Genomic DNA, 20,746 nt, shown 5'->3' with positions numbered 1-20,746 from the left:
TATGATTAAGGAAAAAATAGCAATTATTGGTGCGGGTAATTTGGGAATTGCAATTGCAAAGGGACTGGTCGAAAAAGGGCTGTCTAGCTCAGATAAAATCACTCTCACAAGGCGAAGCATGCAACCCCTTTCAATCATGGAAGCCAATGGCTTTAACGTTTCAAATCAAAATAATAAAGCAGTAGCAGATGCTGGAATTGTTGTGCTATGTGTTCAGCCCAGTCAATTGGAACTACTTTCTGTTGAGATCAAACCTCACCTCAAAAGTGGGCAAGTGGTTGTTTCTGTTATTACTGGGATTTCGATCAAGAAGATTGAAGCATTGTTAGGAAGCAAAGCGGCATTGATTAGAGCTATGCCAAACACCGCCGTAGCTATTGGAGAGTCAATGACTTGTATTTCCGCTGTTGATCAACCCAAAGAGATTATTGCACAAGTAGAATTACTTTTTGGAGCTCTGGGTAAAACATTGGTGATTAATGAAGAATTGATGCAAGCAGCAACTGTTCTTGGAGCGAGCGGAGTAGCGTTTTTTATGCGCTACCTCAGAGCCGCTACTCAGGGTGGAATTCAAATGGGTTTTGATGCTAAGGATGCACAATTAATAGCTGTCCAGACTGCTAAAGGAGCAGCATCTTTGATTCTAGAACAAGAATCTCACCCTGAGGTGGAAATAGATAAAGTCACTACTCCACAAGGATGCACTATTGCTGGGCTAAACGAGATGGAACACAAAGGATTTAGCTCAGCGCTCATCCAAGGCATCATGACTTCCTTTAACCTAATCACCAACATGACCAGCATTGCTGGAATAAACAAGAAAGTAGATGGAGTTATTTGACGTATATCCAAGATATGATATTGAACCTATAAAAGGGGAAGGCTGCTATGTGTGGGATACCACAGGAACTAAATACCTGGACCTGTATTGCGGCCATGCTGTTGTTTCAGTCGGCCATTCTCATCCACACTATGTTTCAAAGGTAGCGGAGCAGCTATCGAAACTTGGATTTTATTCCAATTCAGTAAGGATCTCTATGCAAGAAGAACTGGCTGATAAATTAGGAGAATTATCTGGCTATTCAAGCTATAATCTTTTTCTATGCAATTCAGGAGCAGAAGCGACTGAAAATGCAATGAAACTAGCTTCATTTCATACAGGAAGAAAGAAGATTATTGCATTTGATAAGGGTTTTCATGGACGTACTTCGTTAGCATTGGAAGCAACTGATAATCCAAAAATTCTTGCGAAGGTTAATCAAAATGGGAACGTAAAGAGGTTGCCACTAAATGATTTGAAATCAGTAGAAAAAGAACTTGATGAAACAGTAGCAGGAGTGATAGTAGAAGGAATACAAGGAATTGCTGGTGTATATGAGCCAACATCAGAATTTTTGAATGGACTGAAAAAATTGTGCGAATCAAATGGATCTCTATTGATTGTTGACGAAGTGCAATCTGGATATGGAAGATCGGGTAAATTCTTTGCTCATCAGCACTATGGAGTTACACCTGATATAATTACCACTGGAAAAGGAATGGGAAATGGATTTCCAATTGGCGGAGTACTGATTTCCCCGGAAATAAAGGCCTGGTTTGGAATGCTAGGTACGACATTTGGTGGAAATCACCTTGCTTGTGCAGCAGGTCTTGCTACACTAGAAGTTTTGGAAAAAGAAAACTTGATCGATAATGCGAAGCAAACTGGGGAGTATCTGATATCCTCTCTAAATGAAATTGAAGAGGTTGTTGAAGTGAGAGGAAAAGGGTTAATGATTGGAGTTGAGCTAGAAATTCCGTCAAAAGAAGTGCGGAGACAATTGCTTTTTGAGCATCACATTTTTACGGGATCTTCTGACAATCCAAATACGGTAAGACTCTTACCACCACTTTGTTTGTCAAATAACCAAGTAGATCAAGCGGTTGGTGCTATTAACAAACTGATAAAATCGTGAAATATTTACACTTTTTTGAAGGCTCAAGTGGCCATCATTTAACTACTTCTTTTTGTGAAAAAACCTTAAGAGAATTGTGATGAAGAGCTTAAACATTGTGAAAATTGGTGGAAATGTAATTGACAATCAAGATGCGTTAAATGAATTTATACTCGCATTTTCTAAGCTAGAAGGATACAAATTACTCGTTCATGGAGGCGGAAAAATCGCTACCAAAATGGCAGAAAATCTTCATTTAAAAACCAAAATGATAGAAGGCAGGCGGATCACAGATGATCACATGATCGATGTAATCACCATGACGTACGGAGGATTAATCAACAAAAAAATAGTGAGCCAAATGCAATGCTATGGAATAAATGCTGTGGGTTTATCAGGTGCAGATGGAAATTTGATTCTTTCTGAAAAGAGATCAAAGAAAGATGATATTGATTTTGGTTGGGTAGGAGATCCAAAACAAGTGAATGGCAAATGGCTCAGAAGCTTGATCATGGAAGAGCTAGTTCCGATTATTGCTCCTTTAACGCATGATGGCAAGGGAAACCTGTTGAATACCAATGCTGATACTATCGCGAATGTAGTAGGAGTGGCGTTGAGTTCTTTTTTTGATGTTTCTATCAATTATTGCTTTGAGCTCAATGGTGTACTTGAAGATATTCATAATCAATCTACATTGATTAAAGACATCACTTATGAGAAATACCAGATTCTTAAAAAAAACGGAGTGATAGTTCAAGGCATGGTACCAAAACTTGAAAATGCATTTGATGCAATTCAAAAAGGAGTAAAAGGAGTACGAATCATGAATCATCGGTCCATTTCAAAACTTGAAAAGGAATATTATGATGAGTTTACCACTATTCATTGAATAGCGGGCTCAAAGCTGAATTCTAGAATGAGTATTCTTGGTTTAAGTTGGCTTGAATTGCTGCATAGCCTAAATTCACATCTTCAATACAAAATTATGGGTAAACTAATCATCAATAATCACGCTGAGTTTGAAGCGCACCTGGGAAAGGTGATGGGAGAATCAGAATTTCACCAAATCACTCAAGAGCAGATCAATAAGTTTGCGGATGCAACTTTAGATCACCAATGGATTCATACCGATCCCGAAAAAGCGAAGGAAGGACCTTTTGGAACTACAATTGCACATGGATATTTGACACTTTCTCTTATGCCTTATCTATGGGAGCAGATAGCTCAATTTAACAATGTGAAGATGCTCGTGAATTATGGAATTGATAAGTTGAAATTTGGCCAAGCGGTGAAGGTCAATGACGAGATCATGTTAACTGCTACTCTTAAATCACTTGCGAACTTGCGGGGTATATCTAAGGCTGAAGTGAATGCTCTATTGGAGATTAAAGGAGAGAAGAAACCAGCATTTACCGCTACGATGGTTTTCTTATATCATTTTGAATAAATGCAAAAAGCCCCGTGTGGGGCTTTAAATTAAATAATTAAAAATATTTGTTAACTAGGTATCTTGAATAGGATATTTTGAATCATCTTTTGCCTTACATTTTCTCCATTCACTTTGGCTGGAACCCACTTAGGTGAATTCATCAACACACGAACAGCCTCCTTATCACATGATCCGCCCATTCCTTTCACCACATGAACATCGGAGAGGCTACCGTCTGTCTCTACAATGAATTGAACAAATACTCGGCCTTCCTTCTTAGCTTCATAAGCATCTTTCGGATATTTAAGATCAGTAGACATGTATTCATAAAAAGCTTCTATTCCACCTGGAAATGAAGCGGATTCTTCAACCACGGTAAATACATCGCCACCCAGTTCTTGAACTTCGATAGTTTTTGAGAATAAATCCGAATCTTGACTGACAATCATTATCACATTATTACTGTCGCCTTCTTTGTTGACAAAAATTTTCGCAATCTGTCCAGGATCGTATGAATTCAGTTTTTCAATACTTGATTCGTTTTCTAAAGTGGTTTCTATCACTGCGTACTTTACTCCAGGGTTGTTTTTTTTCAACTCACCCAAGGCTGCTTTCACATCTGCGGAATAGTCAATCTGTTGATTACTTTCTTCAGCGATTCGCTTAATTTCTGACTCGAGCTCATCTTCGCAGGCAAACATGGCTCCAGAGACGGCCACCAAAGTAGCTATACTAGCTACTTTCCAAATACTGATTTTCTTTTTCATCTTTTTCATAAAATTTAATCGGTTAAAAATGGGAGCGTCATCGAATGAACTGGCCAGGTCCATTCCATGCGCTTTCAAGGTGCACTGCACCAAGGTCTTTGTGTATGTGGTATCATTAATCTTTAGTGCATAATTATCCGCCTCATACTCATGTACAATTTTTAATTCTTTGATCATGAGCCACACCGAAGGAAGCCACCAAAAGAAAATGGTGAGAGTATGGAATAGCAAAAGATCAATCGTGTGTAGTCTTTTGGCATGTCCCTGCTCGTGCCTAAGAATGTCAGCAGGATTTTCAAAGTTTTTAGGATCAATAAAAATCAATTTGAAAAATGTAAAACTATTTTTCAATCCAGAGACTTTTCGAATAGCGATCTCATCTAGTGAATCAGTTTCACTTTGCAGGTACCAGCCATATATCTGCATAAGCGTCAGGATTAGCTTAAGGACGAAAATGGTGCTTATTATTCCTATGAGGATTAGGTGCCAGGGTAATTCAATTGACTCTCGCTCGATTGCAGTTGAAAATACTGGAAGAATAACCGCTTCCATATCTATGGTAGGGATGTTAGCCTTAGTCGGAATTTCAATGACTGGAAGTATCAAGCTTAAAATCGTTGATCCGACGAGGAAAAATCGCAGAAACCCTAGCTGTGTTTCCTTGGCAAGCATCACTTTATAAATTCCGAAGAATAGCAGATGCAGAATTGAAAATTCGATGATATACGTTATCATGATTGATCTTTTTTAAGTTCTTCCAGAAGTCTTTCTAAATCTTTCACACTCATTTCCTTTTCCTTGGTAAAGAATGATACCAGATCTTTATAGGACCCACTGAAATATTTATCTACAAATCGTCCAAGATATTTTTTACTGTAATCTTCTTTGTCTATTAGGGGATAATAGCGGTGAGATTTCCCAAAAGCTTCGTATCCAACAAAGCCTTTTTTTTCCATGATTCGAATGAGAGTGGAGATTGTGTTGTATGCTGGTTTAGGATCATTGTATTGCTCAATGATGTCCTTGACAAAGGCTTTTTCTAAACCCCAAAGAATTTGCATGATCTCCTCTTCTGCTTGTGTTAACGGCTTCATATAGCTTTGAACTAATTTATTAGTTTCAAAACTAATGATTTAGTTTTAACATACAAATACTTTCAAACTAATTTTTTAGTTGAGGGAGGTGGGCGATAAAAAAACCTTGACGTTCAATCATCAAGGCTTTGTTTTGACTATCTAAGAAACCCTTTTACGGACGAAACATTAAGTTTTATTGAGTCTGGTATATCTAATAGAGGGTTAGGGCGTACTAACTCTGGGATTAGTGTTGTGGAAAAACTCCCTACAAAAATACATACATCATCAATTTCGGTATTTGTCCTAAAGACAGATTCCCTTGATAAGTAAATGCTATCTAATTCAAAAGACGTCCCTTGGAGAGATGAGTAATTATAATTTTTATCTGGGCCTTCAATTAACATTGATATGCTTGAAAAATTTTCTTCACTTTTGAAAAAAGAATTTGTAGGAACAATAGGATAATCATCCGGATTGAATTCACTAGGGACTTCATAAATCGTAACATTCAAGGGATCTATTTTTTCGCTCTGTACTAATCCAAAATAGATGTCAATGTTTTTGCTAAATGAAGAGACAAAACCACCAGAATTGACTCCTGCAAATGATCCAAAGTGTGGATTTTTGCCCTCATCCAAGCTAATAGTTTCAGTAAGGTTTCCAGCCGTGTAATATTGGATTACTCCCTTTAGATGGTAAGTATTTAAAAAATCTCCAGTAAGATTCTTTTGACTTACTGGATCATCATTACACGAGGCTGTAATTGCGAGGATTAGTAAAACGAACGTCAACTTTTTCATAGTATTCGAAATTTTGTCAGTAAAGAGTTGTATTTACCTGTTTATATAGAAAGAAGGACAGCCATATTTTGAAATGGTTACTTTGATTAATAAAAAAAACCTTGACATTATTGCCAAGGTTTCCATATCTAATTGAATTGGACAATGAATATCCATTGCATAAGGTTATTATTTCCTATTTCTTAAGCAGAGTACTATCATTCATAAACTGAGTAATAGAATATTTAGCAACCATTTCAATTTGCTCGTCAGTCAATCGTTCAGAGAAGGAGGGCATCTTTCCCTTGCCATTTTTTAACTGATTAATTCTATAACTAAGTGATTTAGTTGATATAGTAAGGTCTTTTGCCCCTTTCCGTCCCTTTTTTCCATCCTTTCCGTGACATCTTACACACTTTGTGCGATATATATTTTCGCTCTTTGAGACATCACTTGCTGATATATTTCCACATTTCAAAAAAAGAACATTGAAAATTATAAAAATGGACAGGATAACGTAAAACCCATTAAAAACGCGTTTCATCTTAATTATTGGTTTAAAATGCAATACCTGTATGAAGACCAACGGTAAGGGCACTAAACCTATCTTCGCCACCTAAAGGCAATTCAATTTTTCCGAATCTAACTGGCAAAACAAGTTCTAAGAAGAAAGCCCCATTTTCACCAAGAGAAAACGATTTGTTAAGTAATGGTGTGAAGCCATAAGCTTGAGACCCTGTCTCAAATGCAAGTCTATTCCCAAAGGTAAAACCGGAACCAAGCCCAAATAATACACCTGGGTGGAATAACAGGTTATTCATCTTTCCATCTTCTATAAATGGAACAATCTCTACGTCGAACGCTAAATTTTCTTTGATTCCGATGTTGATCCCCGTAGGAAACCCAACAACATAGTTATCTGAGATAGAAGTAGTTTCTCCATCGCTAAATGTGATCAATGGGTGTACCATTCCAAAATGTCCACCAAGCTTATTCTGAGCAATGGTTGTGGCACTTATTCCAAATACAATGGCTAATAAAAATAGATGTTTCATATTGATATTGGTTAGTTATTATATTGATATTTATTGTGTTGATGACGCACTTCCCGTGCTTTGACTTTGTTTTAATGAGTTTAAAAAGCTGATGATATCATCTGTTTCCCTTTCTGAAATTTGTTCATCGAGTTGAACCTGAGCCATGATTTTCACTGCCTCCTTAAGAGTTTTTATGCTGCCATCATGAAAATAGGGATATGTTTCAGTTACATTTCTTAGAGATGGTACCTTGAACACAAATAGATCATCCTCATTTTTAGTGACTGAGTATCTACCTGAATCTATTTTTTGGCTCTTTGTATATTTCCAGTAACTGTCAAATACACCAAACTCCTCAAATCCATCTCCTAGCAATTTTCCGGAATGACATTCGGCGCATCCCTTATCAATAAAAACCTTCATTCCTCTTGTTTCGCTTGAAGAGAGAACTGCGTTACCAGCCAAGAAATCATCAAATTTGGATGGCGTAGTTAAGCTTTCAATATAGTTTGCAATAGCCTCGGAGATGTTTTCCATAGAAACATCTTGATTTGGATATACCTCGCCAAAGGATTTAGCATAGAACTCAATCTTGCTCACTTTCTTAACAATGAATTCTTCACTTGGCATGGACATCTCAACATCTGTCAGCATTGGCATTCTTATTTGTTCTTGTAACGTTTGGGCTCTTCCATCCCAGAATTGAGAAGATTGGAGATGTGTATTAAGAATGGTTGGAGAATTTCTTTTGGTAAGAGCTCCTCTTGCGCCATTTGAAAAATCAAGGTTATCAACCCCGAATTTTTTAATATCATGGCAAGAATTACAGCTAATTGAATTGTCTATTGATAGTCTCTTTTCAAAAAACAAAGCTTTTCCAAGTACTACCTTGGGGTTATTCTTATCCAAGCTTGATTTAGAAATTGACTCGAAATTATCGTTTGCAAGTTGAATCAGATTTGATTCACTCTTTGAAGATTCTGATTTACACCCGACTCCTAAGAGTACCACAAGGATTAAGCATGTTAAATTTTTCATCGGTTAATTATTTAATAGTTCTACCAGTTGAAAACAGACGAGGGTTCATCTTTTATTTTTTTCACCCAAAAGGCCATATACAAGAGTCCAAAAACCATTGTAATGAACCAAGAATAGATTCCGAGGGCATTGTCAAACTGGGTAACTAGCACAGCGGTGACAGAACCTATGTAGCTTCCGATCATTTTAGATGAATGATATTTTAACCACATAAATTCATTGCTTGGAACCTTAAAAAATTTGAAATCAGCCCATACATTTATAACTCCTACAATACCATAAACAATGAGTGGAATCCCCCAGAGATCGCTTGAGTTGATCATATATATGCCATATAGAAGCATTCCTACAGAAATGATTCCCATTATTAAAGAAATCAGCTTATCAAATCTTTTAACTTTATCAGGAGAGAATATGGTTTTAAATTTTAGTGACCTATATCCTGATAATGCTAAATAGAGCATGAAAAACCCTATGAATATCATCATCGGGTTTGTATAATCAGGAAAACACATAAGTACGAAAGCAGAAAATACTGTCAATAATATTGCGTAGAAATAGAACTTCCCCAGAATCTTATGGAGTGAATATGCTTTCCTAAGGATTATCACAGCTGTCCCAGAAGCAACAGCGGAGATGGAGAAAAAAATGTGTGCTAAAAGTATAGCTTCAGTCATTTCCATTATGGGTAAGTCTATTTAATGTCGTAGCTTATTTCTAAAGTATCTGTAGTTGGAATCGATTGACAGGATAGTACATGTTTGTCTTTTCTCTGACTGGCGGTAAGCCCCTTTGTTACCCTTGAGTGGACGTCACCATCAATTACTTTCGTAATACATGAAGAGCATAAGCCTGACTTACAGGCAAATGGAATCACCACATCAGTTTTCAAAAGATTGTCTAAAATCGACCTTTCATCGTCGATGACTACTTCGTATACTTCTTTTTTGTAATGAACTTTGACTTGGCATTCTTTTATTTTACCACCAGGTAGATCATGATTTTCTACATAGAAGCTTTCGCTAATGATATTTTTTTCCTGAACCCCCTTTTTTCTAAAAAAATCTTCGGCCCCCTCAATCATTCCACTTGGGCCGCATATGTATACCACGGAATTAGGATTTACTGGATATCTAGATGTAAAGTCAGACAATGTATCGTGCTTAATATGCCCCTTCATCCCTTTCCATTTTATTTCGGATTTGGAAAGAAAACCCATAAGTCCAGGCTTCCGATGCTTTTTAGGTGCACTTAGAATAAAGTCTACAAAAAATTGATCTTTATGTAATTTTTCAAGGTTAAGAAAATCACTTTCGAAGATGATGGTTTCTTCTGACCGGTTTCCATAAAGTAGATGTACTTTACTTAGCGGTTCATCTAAGAGTATAGCTTTAATAATGGAAAGCATCGGAGTGATGCCACTACCTGCTGAAATCACAAAATGATTTCTAGATTCAGTACTTGTTTTATAATAAAAGTCACCTTCTGGCTCTTTTACTAAAAGACTTAATCCAACTTTTGCATGATCTATTAAGTAATTTGAGACAATACCACCTCTTAATCTTTTGACAGTTATGGTTAGATTATCTTCATATGGAGCTGAAGACATGGAATAAGGTCTATTGTATTCCATACCTTCAATCATCAATTTTATTACAACAAATTGTCCGGGCTTGAAATCAAATTTGTCTTTGAGGGCTGGGGGTATTTTGAAGGTAATTGAATGAGATTCAAAAGTTTCTTTTAATACCCTCGATACAACGAGAGAATGAAATTTTGCTTCCATAACAATTTTGACGGTTAGATTTTGTGAATAGGCGAAATAACAACATCAAATGTCGTCAAATATTTATCAACTGATAATATTAATTCGATAAATGATAGTATTACTTCGGCAGATTTACTTTTTCACCAGTTGGGGGAATATTTAATTAGAAACAATAATCATTAAATTAACTATTTGATAAACAGTATTTTAAGTCAGTGTTTATTTTTTATTACCAATAAAAAAACCCTGACGAGAAGATCGCCAGGGTTTCAATTTTTCTTGAGGTTAAAACTAGCTTAAAGCTTTTTTCATCGTTTCGCCGATATCAGCAGGAGAGTCAACTACATGAAGCCCACACTCACCCATGATCCGCATCTTAGCTTCCGCAGTATCATCTTTGCCTCCAATAATCGCTCCCGCATGGCCCATTCTTCTTCCTGGAGGAGCTGTTTGTCCAGCAATAAATCCAACTACAGGTTTTTTGTTTCCATTTTCCTGGATCCACTTAGCTGCATCAGCTTCATATGAGCCTCCAATCTCTCCAATCATAACGATCCCTTCTGTCTCAGGATCTTCCATGAGCATTTGAACAGCTTCTTTCGTTGAGGTTCCAATAATTGGATCACCACCTATACCAATTGCTGTTGAGATTCCCATTCCTGCTTTTACAACCTGATCAGCTGCTTCATAAGTAAGCGTTCCAGATTTTGATACAATCCCAACTTTCCCTTTCTTAAACACAAACCCTGGCATAATCCCAACCTTAGCTTCTTCTGGGGTAATTACTCCTGGACAGTTCGGTCCAACTAATATGGCACCTCTTGATTTCGCATAAGGTTTAGCTGACATCATATCCTTAACTGGAATTCCTTCAGTAATTGTTACAATTACCTTGATGCCGGCATCCGCGGCTTCCATGATGGCATCCGCTGCAAATGCTGGAGGTACGAAGATGATAGTTACATCAGCACCGGTTTTATCAACCGCTTCTTTGACTGTGTTGAAAACAGGCTTGTCCAGGTGTGTCTGGCCACCTTTTCCTGGTGTTACTCCACCAACAACGTTTGAGCCGTATTCAATCATTTGACCGGCATGAAAAGTACCCTCAGAACCTGTAAAGCCCTGTACGATAATCTTAGAATCTTTATTTACAAGAACACTCATTTCTATTAGATTTTCCGCAAAAATATATGATTAAAACTGTCTGCCAATTACTTGAGCAAATACTAGCAAATAAACGATGATTTAAGTTTCCATTTCAGGTCTTTCACCTGACAGGTAATTGAAATATGAGTTGTCCAAACAAAATTAGATTCTATCAAGCCTATCCATGAATTGGCACACTTTTCGCTTGTGGGTTATGCGGTTGAGACCTTAAACTTTCGACCAACATAGGTGTCAAATAGTTAAAGATCGTTAATACGAATAACCTCTTGGCATCATCAACGTATCAGTATGTAAGTAATATCCTCTTCATATTTACTTAGGTTTAGAATAAGGAGCTCTTGGGCTCCTTTTCTATTTTATAACCAATCTTTAGAAAGTCTTTTAACCCGTTGCGCTAATTAGTAATTTAGTTTTTTGTCATTTTACAAAAATTAATTAGCGCAGCGGATTTCTTTTAATATGCTACTATCAGCTCGAGCTTTTCTTGGTACACAGGTTGACAATAGTCCTTTGGTGCTATTCAGGATGGTTTTTGGATTTCTTGCTGCTGCTGAAAGCTATGGAGCAATACTTACGGGATGGGTAAATAAAACATTTATCGCTCCGGAGTTCACATTTACTTTGATTGGACTAGAATGGCTTCAGCCGCTTGATGGCAATGGCATGATTTATTATTTCATCATAATGGGTACTGCCGCATTGTGTATCATGCTTGGTTTATTTTATCGCGCCTCAACTTTTATTTTCTTGAGTATGTGGACAGTTGTTTATGTAATGCAGAAAACGCATTACAATAATCATTACTACCTTCTCGTGCTCTTAAGTGCCGCAATGCTGTTTTTACCGGCACATAAGAGCCGTTCTTTGGATGCCAAATGGGGACTTACTAAATCTTCAGATACATGCGCTCGAGTATGCCACTGGTTTTTTATTATTCAAATTCTGATCGTTTACCTATATGCCAGCTTGCATAAAGTTCATATGGATTGGCTACTTGCCAAACCTCTTGGGATATGGTTTAAATACAAAGCTGATTATTTCTTAATTGGCTCGTTGCTTCAGGAAAAATGGTTTCAGATGGCCATAGCTTGGGGCGGAGTTATTTATGATGGCTCCATTGTTTTTCTGCTTCTTCATCCTAAGACTAGGAGGCTTGGATTTGGATTATCTATTTTCTTTAATCTTTTCAATTCTTTCGTTTTCCAGATCGGGATTTTTCCGTATCTCATGATAGGTCTTACTGTCTTCTTTTTCCCCCCAGATAAGATTAGGAGTATTTTTTTTAAAAATAAACCTAAAATATTTCCTGTTAGAAATAGACTATCATTGGGCTGGACGTATGTTTTAGGAATCTATTTTTTAGTTCAAATATTGCTTCCAATACGTCATCATTTATTTAATGGTAACGTCGCTTTTACAGAAGAGGGTCATCGTCTTTCCTGGAGAATGATGCTCCGTGCAAAATCTGGATTTTTGGTCATGTATGTTGAAGATGAAGAAGGAAATAGGAAACGAGTTAATCTTAAAGACTATTTATTCAGAGATCAAAGATCTCATATATCTGGACAACCAGACATGATATGGCAACTTGCTCAACGGTTAAAAAAGGAATATGCCAATAAAGGTAAGGCCGTATCCATTTATGCTACCGCTCAAGTATCATTAAATGGTCATCAAAAAAAGGATTTGATAGATCCGAAAATTGATTTAGGAAGTGTGACATGGGAACCATTTCATCATTCAGATTGGATTTTAATAAATGAGGACAATGATTGATTTAAGAAGCGATACCATTACTAAACCTACTCCTGAGATGCTTCAAGCCATGATGACCGCTGAGGTCGGAGATGATGTATTTTCTGATGATCCTACTGTAAATGCCCTACAAAGTAAAGTTGCATTATTGTTCGGAATGGAAGAGGCGATATACTGTCCATCCGGGACCATGACTAATCAAATAGCCATGCGTATTCATACTCGTCCTCAGGATGAAGTAATATGTCATAAGTATTCACATGTTTACTTGTATGAAGGTGGTGGGATGATGTATAACTCAATGCTTTCTCCAAAATTATTGGAAGGAAAAAGAGGCAGAGTAACAGCCGAAATGATTAAGGAAAGTATTAATCCAGATGATATTCATTTTCCGAACTCAAAGCTAGTTGTGTTGGAGAATACCATGAATAAGGGGGGAGGTGCCATTTATGATATTGAAGAAATAAAAAAGATTCGTAAGGTTTGCGATGAACATAATTTATTGCTTCATTTAGATGGAGCACGATTCTTTAATGCCTTGGTGGAAACAGGTGAAGACCCTCAAGAATATGGGTCTTTATTTGATTCGATTTCAATTTGTTTCTCGAAAGGACTAGGAGCACCTGTAGGCTCAGTTCTACTAGGATCAAAAGAAAAAATTAAAGAAGCCAGGCGTGTTAGGAAGGTTATGGGTGGAGGAATGAGACAAGCAGGTTATTTGGCTGCTGCGTGCATCCATGCATTGGATCATCATGTAGATCGCTTAAATGAAGATCATATACGTGCTAAAAAAATTGGTAATCTTTTAGACGAATTGCCTTTCATAGAAGAAATTATGCCGGTAGATACCAACATTGTTATTGCAAAACTCAATGAAGGAAAATCTGAAAAATGGTTTTTGGACGAATTAGAAAGAAATGAAATTTTGGCGGTTGGTTTTGGAAAAGGATTGGTCCGGTTTGTTACTCATCTTGATTTCAAAGAAGACGATTTAGAATTGCTTTCTCAAGCTGTTAAGAAGATTTCTTATTCATAGTCACCAGCCAAACTCCGGTAAATACGAAAATCGCCGCAAGTAAGTGTTTCAGTAAGAAGACTTCATCAAAAAAGAGAATGGCAGTACCGGTGGCGAAAAGAGGCTGCAAGTATATAAAGGCACCAACGACAGAAGAATCTACTTTGACAAGCGTCCATGCATTTAGAAAATAAACCACTACTGTGACAATGATTATTGCATACCCCATACTCCACCAAACCTTGGGTGGTAGGCTGCTGAATTCGACGCTGCTTGCTTGAGACATTCCCACAGGAATTACAAATAAAATAGCGATGGTGAAAACCCAAGTAACAACAGTCATGGGTTTGTACTTCTTCATAAGTGGTTTGACGAGGACTAAGTAGCATGAGTAGCTAGCACTATTAATCAGGACTAAAATATCACCACGCCAATCCCCCGCGTTTAACAGTGCATCAGGCTGATAAAGAATAATAACCGCTCCGATTAGCCCAAGAACTATACCTATTACTTTCGTTCTTGTTATTTTTTCTCCGATCAAAAGAAATGCCCACATTAACACCAAAACGGGTGTTAAGGTCATAATAATAGAGCCATTTACTGCTGAAGTCAAACTAATGCCTTTATAAAAAAGTAGTTGATTAACGGCTACTCCAGTAAGTGCGCAAAGTGTCAAGGTCAAACCATCTTTCTTCCAATTAATTTTTTCACGGTTGAATGAATGGATCATCCAAAAAACACCTGAAGCGATGATGACTCTAAAAACAATGAACCCATAAGGACCAACATATTGAGGAACCACAATTTTTAAAACACTGTAGTTTATGCCATAGAAGAGGCTGACAAGTGTAAGTGCGGAATATGTTTTAAGGCTGGACCAATTCACGCGGCAAATCTATCACGTTGTACTTGTGATTCAAGGATTAAATGCATTAAGAATAATCCATATGTTGATTAAAAATCTTCATACTTCTTAGAATAATAATGGTAGGTAAACAACTAGCTTCGAGGCATGAGATTGAGTTCTACATCCTTGTTTGCTATCCCGGCATTAATATGGGGTTCGACCTTTTTTGTTATCAAATTTCAGCTTGGTGAAGTAGACCCAACCTGGTCCGTAAGCTATCGATTTGTTTTAGCTGGAGTAATCTTATTGATTTATTCTAAACTTAGAAAACTGAATCTTAACTTCTCAAGCAGAGAGCATTTGAGGATGGCTTTGCAAGGTTCTCTACTTTTCGGATTTAATTATTGGTTTGTCTACATCGCAGAGCAAGAATTGGTTAGTGCTCTTGTGGCGGTAATGTTTTCATGCATCATTTTTCTAAATGTTTTTTTTGGTAGAATATTCCTAAAAAAACTTGCAGAGAAAAAGGTATACATTGGTGCTTTACTTGGAATATTAGGAACTCTTTTACTATTCAGGCAAGAGCTATTAGGATTGGGTAAAGCAGACTTTAAAGCTTTTCACTTAACCATCTGTTTTGTATCTGTAATCATTGCCTCGTTAGGAAATATTGCCTCAGCTTTTAATCAAAAGAAAAGCATGCCCGTCATTCAAACAAATGCCTTTGGTATGTTATATGGCGGAATAATCATAGCTATCATGGCACTTGTAACCGGTTCTGAAATGTCAATAGATATCAGCTTCAGCTACCTTTCTTCTTTGCTTTATCTATCTATTTTCGGATCTATTATCGCTTTTGGATCTTACCTGACGCTCATAGGAAAAATAGGTGCGGATAAAGCTGGCTATGTGCTCTTAGTGATACCGGTTATTGCTGTATCACTTTCTGTAGTCTTTGAAGATTACTTGTTTGGATGGCATCTTATAGTTGGTATGATCCTAATCTTAGGCGGTAACATAATCGTTCTAAAAAAATGATATTCTGAGGAGATTAATCTTCGGAATTGCAACTATGTATTTCGTACTTTTAGCTAAAAATTATGAAATACTTTGCAACGATAGTTTTATTGATTGCTTTTAGCTCTTGCAGTCCAAATCAGAAATTGATTGAAGAAAATGAGCTTCTTAAAACTGAAAATCTAGAACTAAAAGCGGAAGCTGAAAAGCAAACAGAATTGGCACTACAAGCTGCTGCTGAAGCAAGGATGGCTCAAGCAGAAGCTGAAAAACAAGCAGAAATGGCTAATCTTAACCTTGAAGAGGCTAATAAGCAGAGTGCTCAATTGAAAAGTGCGATAAAAAAATTAGAAAACTGTAAATAATGTTTCAGGATAATTCTCCTCTTGCAGAACGTATGCGACCCTCCAGGCTATCAGACTTGGTGGGACAAGAGCATTTAGTAGGAGAAAATGGTGTGCTCAGAAGGGCAATTGGTACAGGTCAAGTGCCATCAATGATTTTATGGGGTCCTCCTGGGACTGGTAAAACAACCATTGCAAATATCATTGCAAATGAAGTGAAAAGGCCATTTCATACGTTGAGTGCTATTAGTGCTGGAGTAAAAGAAGTAAGAGAAGTTATCCAGACAGCTAGCCGAGGAAATAAGGCAATTCTATTTATTGATGAAATCCATCGTTTTAATAAGGCTCAGCAAGATGCACTACTTGGGGCAGTTGAAAAAGGAGTAATAACCTTGATCGGGGCAACAACAGAGAATCCAAGCTTCGAAGTAAATTCAGCTCTTATATCAAGATCTCAGGTATATACGCTTAACGCTTTAACGAAAGAAAACCTTCTAACACTTGTAAACAAAGCCTTGGAAAATGATGAAGATCTAAGGAATGAGCAAGTTGATCTGAAAGAAACAGAAGCACTCTTCAATCTTTCTGGAGGGGATGGTCGTAAACTTTTGAATCTGCTGGAGTTAGTTGTTAAAAGTGATGAGGCTAAGAAAAAGGTCATCACTGACGACAAAGTGATAGAAGCAGCTCAGCGAAAAACTGTCCTGTACGATAAGAAGGGAGAAATGCACTATGATGTCATTTCCGCATTCATTAAATCAATAAGGGGTAGCGATCCCAATGCCGCTGTTTACTACTTAGCAAGGATGATTGAAGGGGGTGAAGACGTGAAGTTTATTGCACGAAGACTGGTCATTCTGGCTTCAGAAGATATTGGAAACGCTAACCCCACGGCATTGGTGATGGCCACAAACGCGTTTCAAGCAGTAAACCTTATCGGATACCCTGAATCTAGAATCATTCTCTCTCAGTGTGTTACATATCTCGCATCTTCTCCGAAAAGTAATGCAAGTTATATGGCAATCAATCAGGCCCAGGCATTGGTACAAAAGACAGGTGATTTACCCGTTCCAATGGCGATTAGAAACTCGCCTACAAAACTCATGAAGGATCAAGGCTATGGCAAAGGCTACAAATACGCCCATGATCATCCAATGAATTTTGCAGAAATGGAATTTTTGCCGGACGAAATCACGCAAACTAAACTTTACGATCCTGGTCAAAATGCTCGCGAAGAAGAATTAAGAAAGTTTCTTCGGACAAGATGGAAGGATAAGTACGGTTATTAGATTTTAAAGGCAACTCCTAATTTGATTACCAGCATATCAGTGGTTGATTCACGGGGTTGTGTCTCAAATTGTAAGTCATCTCCAGTTACAGTCGCTTCATCAAAATTGGAGCCTGAAAAAGTTACCTCCCAAGATTCAGTATCGTTACCGTCAAAATATTGAGCTCGCTGACCTTTAAAGAAATTGGCACGGAGATCAACAAAGAAATTAGAGCTAACTTTTATAAGAAACCCCCCACCAAATCCATAGCTAAGTATCCAATCGTCCAATACCGTTTCTCTTGAAATTACGTCTGAATCTTCTTCTGTTGCCCATCTTCTATCGTTTGATCGATCAAGAATTTTTGTATTGGTTGATATATACCGAAAGCCAAAAAGGACTTCTCCGTATGGCTGAATCATATCCAGTGGGATAATGCCTCTTATAAAAGCATGTGTTCCGAAGATGCTATTTGTGTTGACAATTCTTAGCGGGATGTCAAGCCTGGCGAGCTCTGCTCCATTTTGATCGTTGATCGTTGCGAATAAGTCTTCGTCCTGGGCATTTCTACCATAAACCATGTAGTTAAAATCTAACCCTAGATAGACAGGTACTCCTTTTTGAAATGGGAATGCAAGGGAAAGATCTGCGCCAAATCCAGTGGCATCTGTATTTGCTTTGAAGTCATTTTGAGGTAGTCCTAGGGATAAAGCGAAACTTCCCATTTGGGCACTTGATAATAAGAAACCGCAGGTTAAGATCAGTGATAGGTAATACTTTTTCATTTGGATCGTGGTTTAGTCATACAATGTACAAAAGTGGTAACTTTTCATGCACATTTATAATTTTTATAATGTGACATGAAATCTTCAATTAAAATTCATCAGTATTTAATAATAAATATCACTTTTGAATTTTAATATCTATTTCAACATAATTCAATTTTCGTACCATGTCGAAACTTATTGGTCCATTCAAGGAGATCATCACACTCGCATCAACTTCTGAAAAGGGAGCTTTAGGCGACTCTAAGCTAGATATTTTAAAAAATGGAGGGGTAATTATTGATGGAGAAAATATTTTGCAAGTTGACGATTTCGATCGGTTAAAATCAGAAGCTGATGAACTTATTCGAGTTGAAGGTGATCATGTTTTAATGCCAGGTTTGATAGACTGCCATACTCATCTAGTATGGGGGGGAACTCGTGCACGTGATTATACTCTTCGAATGTCAGGTGAATCCTATGAACTAATCCTTGAACAAGGAGGTGGCATATTTGATTCTGTAACCAAAACCAGGGGTGCATCTTTTGAAGAACTTAAGGAAGGACTGATGCGGAGAGCAAACCGTCACTTGAAGGACGGTGTGACTACCATAGAAGTAAAAAGTGGGTATGGACTTGATCTAGAGAATGAAATCAAAATTTTAGAAGTAATAAAAAATTCTAAGCTTGATGTTAAGGCAGACTTAATCTCTACTTGCTTGGCAGCTCATGTTTGCCCAAAAGAGTTTGATGATAAGCAAGAATTTTTGAGGTACCTGGAAAGTGAGCTGCTTCCACAATTACTAGCTAAGGATTTGACTAGGCGTGTGGATATTTTTGTAGAGCCGTCAGCCTTCCCGATGGAAATAGCGAAAGAATATATGCTTGCAGCTAAGAATCTTGGATTTGATTTAACGGTACATGCAGATCAATTTCACACAGGAGGGAGCAAAATCGCAGTTGAACTAGGAGCAAAAAGTGCTGATCATCTAGAAGCAAGTACAGATAATGAGGTGGAATTATTAGCAAAATCCGAAACGGTAGCTGTTGCACTGCCAGGGGCTAGTCTTGGTTTAGGAATGAATTTTACTCCAGCACGGAAACTGCTAGATGCGGGAGCATCACTTGCTATCTCTACAGATTGGAATCCAGGTTCAGGTCCAATGGGAGATTTGCTAGTTCAAGCATCAATACTTGGGATATATGAAAAATTGTCAACAGCAGAGATTTTATCTGGGATCACCTTCAGAGCGGCAAAAGCGTTGGGACTCAATGATCGTGGGAGAATAGCTGAAGGTATGATAGCTGATATGATAGCTTTTCCTATTGGCGATTATCAAGAGATACTTTATAATCAAGGGAAGTTAAAGCCTGATATGGTTTGGAAAAATGGGAATTTAGTTTAGATGTATAAACCAGGTAATAAGACAATTTGGAAGGGAAGACAAGACCCTGGATCTACTAGAGATGTCTGGCATCAAGTGATGAATGTTGGAGATCTGAATACCCAAATTCCTCAAGGTTTCTGCTTTTTAGGACTTTGTTCAGATGTTGGGGTTAAACGGAATCAAGGTAGAACAGGAGCTGTGGAAGGGCCAGAGGCTATTCGAAAGGCGATGGCGAACTTAGCAGTTCATTTCGATGATAAGGTTGATTTAACTGATGTTGGGGACGTGATTGTAAGTGGAGATCAATTGGAGAATGCACAAAAAGAACTAGCTCGATACGTAGAGGGTATATTGAGAAACGGATCTTTTCCTATCATACTTGGTGGAGGTCATGAAATAAGTTTTGGTCATGGAATGGGTGTGTTAAATGCTCATCCAGAAAGAAAAATAGGCATGATCAACTTTGATCCTCATTTTGATTTGAGAACATATCCACAAGGTCCTCATTCGGGAAGTTGGGCACGTCAACTGCTAGAAACACGCGAAAATTTTCAGTACATGCCAATAGGGATAAATAAAGCTGTCAACATTGCTCCTATGTTTGATTTAATGCGTGATAAGAACCAGTCATACATCACAATGGAGGAATTATTGGAAGAACCTAAAGATGACTTGTTAGCGAAGATTAGTTACTTCATGGATAAGGTTGATCATATTGCAATTACTCTTGATTTAGATGTATTTTCATCGGGAGTAGCTCCTGGAGTAAGTGCAGTAAATCCATACGGAATACTTCCACATCATATCAAACCACTGATGAGTGAAATACTAAAATCTGAAAAAGTAGTGAGTTTTGATGTAGCAGAGATGAACCCAAAATACGATGATGGGCGTACAGCTAAGCTAGCTGCAAGTTTCATTTATGATATAATTAGCTAAGTATAGCAGTTGCTTCGATCTCAATAAACATATCTGGTTCAATCAAGGCGTTCACCTCAACCATCGTGGTAGCAGGTTTGATGTTTTTGAAAACTTCACCGTGTGCTTTACCAATAGCTACCCACTGAGATATATCGGTAACGAACATTCTTGTGCGCACTACATCCTCTATTTTCCCTCCAGCTTTTTCTATGGCTTCTTTTATGATTTCCAGACATACTTTGGTTTGTTCATACGCATTGTCACCCATGGTTTTACCATCACGCACAGGTGCAGTCCCTGATACTTCTATGGTATTGCCAACTCGTACTGCTCTGCAGTATCCAACTTGGTCTTCCCATGGAGCTCCTGAAGAAATATTTTGTCTCATTAGTATAAAAATAAAAAAGTCCGATTCGAAAACCGGACTTTTAG

General features: G+C 37.6%; 22 protein-coding genes. 11 read left to right on the top strand and 11 right to left on the bottom strand.

The annotated features are described in order from the left end of the window. Position 1 precedes the first annotated feature (1 nt). From proC to ABJQ32_12515, 4 genes are all read left to right on the top strand, one after another. On the top strand, positions 2-841 hold the full coding sequence (gene proC, locus ABJQ32_12530; protein ID MEP5290470.1) for a pyrroline-5-carboxylate reductase: 840 nt from the start codon (positions 2-4) through the stop codon (positions 839-841). Beyond that, complete coding sequence (locus ABJQ32_12525) at positions 828-1,955, top strand: aminotransferase class III-fold pyridoxal phosphate-dependent enzyme (protein MEP5290469.1); 1,128 nt, start codon at positions 828-830, stop codon at positions 1,953-1,955. Before proC ends, ABJQ32_12525 begins: the two co-directional genes overlap by 14 nt. Positions 1,956-2,034: 79 nt before the next feature. Then, on the top strand, positions 2,035-2,823 hold the full coding sequence (gene argB / locus ABJQ32_12520) for an acetylglutamate kinase (protein MEP5290468.1): 789 nt from the start codon (positions 2,035-2,037) through the stop codon (positions 2,821-2,823). 96 nt (positions 2,824-2,919) lie between these two features. Then, positions 2,920-3,381 (top strand): MaoC family dehydratase, encoded by a 462-nt coding sequence (locus tag ABJQ32_12515; protein MEP5290467.1) that lies wholly within the window; start codon positions 2,920-2,922, stop codon positions 3,379-3,381. Positions 3,382-3,431: 50 nt separating this feature from the next. Here the strand turns inward: ABJQ32_12515 and ABJQ32_12510 are convergent, their stop codons facing one another. The 8 genes from ABJQ32_12510 to sucD form a co-directional block, all read right to left on the bottom strand. Continuing rightward, entirely contained in the window at positions 3,432-4,865 is a 1,434-nt protein-coding gene (locus tag ABJQ32_12510) for a M56 family metallopeptidase (GenBank protein ID MEP5290466.1), read from the bottom strand. Then, positions 4,862-5,224 carry a BlaI/MecI/CopY family transcriptional regulator gene (locus ABJQ32_12505; protein ID MEP5290465.1) on the bottom strand — a complete coding sequence of 121 codons (363 nt, stop codon included), beginning with the start codon at positions 5,222-5,224 and terminating at the stop codon, positions 4,862-4,864. Before ABJQ32_12505 ends, ABJQ32_12510 begins: the two co-directional genes overlap by 4 nt. Positions 5,225-5,361: 137 nt before the next feature. Then, positions 5,362-6,006, bottom strand: coding sequence for a hypothetical protein (locus ABJQ32_12500; protein ID MEP5290464.1), 645 nt, complete (start codon positions 6,004-6,006; stop codon positions 5,362-5,364). Between the two features lie 536 nt (positions 6,007-6,542). Then, positions 6,543-7,040: a hypothetical protein gene (locus ABJQ32_12495; protein ID MEP5290463.1), complete on the bottom strand. Its 498-nt coding sequence runs from the start codon at positions 7,038-7,040 to the stop codon at positions 6,543-6,545. Between the two features lie 30 nt (positions 7,041-7,070). Continuing rightward, positions 7,071-8,060: a cytochrome c peroxidase gene (locus tag ABJQ32_12490; GenBank protein MEP5290462.1), complete on the bottom strand. Its 990-nt coding sequence runs from the start codon at positions 8,058-8,060 to the stop codon at positions 7,071-7,073. Positions 8,061-8,080: 20 nt separating this feature from the next. Further along, positions 8,081-8,737 (bottom strand): hypothetical protein, encoded by a 657-nt coding sequence (locus ABJQ32_12485; protein ID MEP5290461.1) that lies wholly within the window; start codon positions 8,735-8,737, stop codon positions 8,081-8,083. A 17-nt stretch (positions 8,738-8,754) separates the two neighbouring features. Continuing rightward, positions 8,755-9,846, bottom strand: a complete 1,092-nt coding sequence (locus ABJQ32_12480; GenBank protein MEP5290460.1) for a ferredoxin--NADP reductase — start codon at positions 9,844-9,846, stop codon at positions 8,755-8,757. 273 nt (positions 9,847-10,119) lie between these two features. Next, positions 10,120-10,992, bottom strand: coding sequence for a succinate--CoA ligase subunit alpha (gene sucD, locus ABJQ32_12475; protein MEP5290459.1), 873 nt, complete (start codon positions 10,990-10,992; stop codon positions 10,120-10,122). Positions 10,993-11,454: 462 nt separating this feature from the next. Here sucD and ABJQ32_12470 point away from each other — a divergent pair, with 462 nt between their 5' ends. Then, on the top strand, positions 11,455-12,771 hold the full coding sequence (locus ABJQ32_12470; GenBank protein ID MEP5290458.1) for an HTTM domain-containing protein: 1,317 nt from the start codon (positions 11,455-11,457) through the stop codon (positions 12,769-12,771). After that, on the top strand, positions 12,764-13,786 hold the full coding sequence (locus ABJQ32_12465; protein ID MEP5290457.1) for a GntG family PLP-dependent aldolase: 1,023 nt from the start codon (positions 12,764-12,766) through the stop codon (positions 13,784-13,786). The genes ABJQ32_12470 and ABJQ32_12465 overlap by 8 nt, the downstream gene beginning before the upstream one ends. Here ABJQ32_12465 and ABJQ32_12460 read toward each other — a convergent pair. Then, positions 13,764-14,651, bottom strand: coding sequence for a DMT family transporter (locus ABJQ32_12460; protein ID MEP5290456.1), 888 nt, complete (start codon positions 14,649-14,651; stop codon positions 13,764-13,766). The two genes, ABJQ32_12465 and ABJQ32_12460, sit on opposite strands and share 23 nt — an antisense overlap. 126 nt (positions 14,652-14,777) lie before the next feature. On the opposite strand from ABJQ32_12460, the gene ABJQ32_12455 reads away from it, so the two are divergent. The 3 genes from ABJQ32_12455 to ABJQ32_12445 all read left to right on the top strand — a co-directional run bounded on the left by ABJQ32_12455 (position 14,778) and on the right by ABJQ32_12445 (position 17,262). Then, the gene (locus tag ABJQ32_12455; GenBank protein ID MEP5290455.1) at positions 14,778-15,650 is read left to right on the top strand and encodes an EamA family transporter; all 873 of its coding nucleotides are present in this window, start codon (positions 14,778-14,780) and stop codon (positions 15,648-15,650) included. A gap of 62 nt (positions 15,651-15,712) precedes the next feature. Beyond that, the gene (locus ABJQ32_12450) at positions 15,713-15,994 is read left to right on the top strand and encodes a hypothetical protein (protein MEP5290454.1); all 282 of its coding nucleotides are present in this window, start codon (positions 15,713-15,715) and stop codon (positions 15,992-15,994) included. After that, on the top strand, positions 15,994-17,262 hold the full coding sequence (locus tag ABJQ32_12445; GenBank protein ID MEP5290453.1) for a replication-associated recombination protein A: 1,269 nt from the start codon (positions 15,994-15,996) through the stop codon (positions 17,260-17,262). Before ABJQ32_12450 ends, ABJQ32_12445 begins: the two co-directional genes overlap by 1 nt. Here the strand turns inward: ABJQ32_12445 and ABJQ32_12440 are convergent. Beyond that, positions 17,259-18,026 (bottom strand): hypothetical protein, encoded by a 768-nt coding sequence (locus tag ABJQ32_12440; GenBank protein ID MEP5290452.1) that lies wholly within the window; start codon positions 18,024-18,026, stop codon positions 17,259-17,261. The two genes, ABJQ32_12445 and ABJQ32_12440, sit on opposite strands and share 4 nt — an antisense overlap. A 167-nt stretch (positions 18,027-18,193) precedes the next feature. Here ABJQ32_12440 and hutI point away from each other — a divergent pair, with 167 nt between their 5' ends. Together hutI and hutG are read left to right on the top strand one after the other, a co-directional pair. After that, the gene (gene hutI, locus ABJQ32_12435) at positions 18,194-19,411 is read left to right on the top strand and encodes an imidazolonepropionase (protein ID MEP5290451.1); all 1,218 of its coding nucleotides are present in this window, start codon (positions 18,194-18,196) and stop codon (positions 19,409-19,411) included. Further along, positions 19,412-20,332 carry a formimidoylglutamase gene (gene hutG / locus ABJQ32_12430; protein MEP5290450.1) on the top strand — a complete coding sequence of 307 codons (921 nt, stop codon included), beginning with the start codon at positions 19,412-19,414 and terminating at the stop codon, positions 20,330-20,332. Here the strand turns inward: hutG and ABJQ32_12425 are convergent. After that, positions 20,325-20,702: a RidA family protein gene (locus tag ABJQ32_12425; GenBank protein MEP5290449.1), complete on the bottom strand. Its 378-nt coding sequence runs from the start codon at positions 20,700-20,702 to the stop codon at positions 20,325-20,327. The two genes, hutG and ABJQ32_12425, sit on opposite strands and share 8 nt — an antisense overlap. Between the last annotated feature and the right edge of the window lie 44 nt (positions 20,703-20,746).

Source organism: Marinobacter alexandrii, from assembly GCA_039984955.1.
Taxonomy (GTDB): Bacteria; Bacteroidota; Bacteroidia; order Cytophagales; family Cyclobacteriaceae; genus Ekhidna.
The sequence above is the reverse complement of the archived record's forward strand: the minus strand, read 5'-3'. Positions and strand labels throughout refer to the sequence as shown.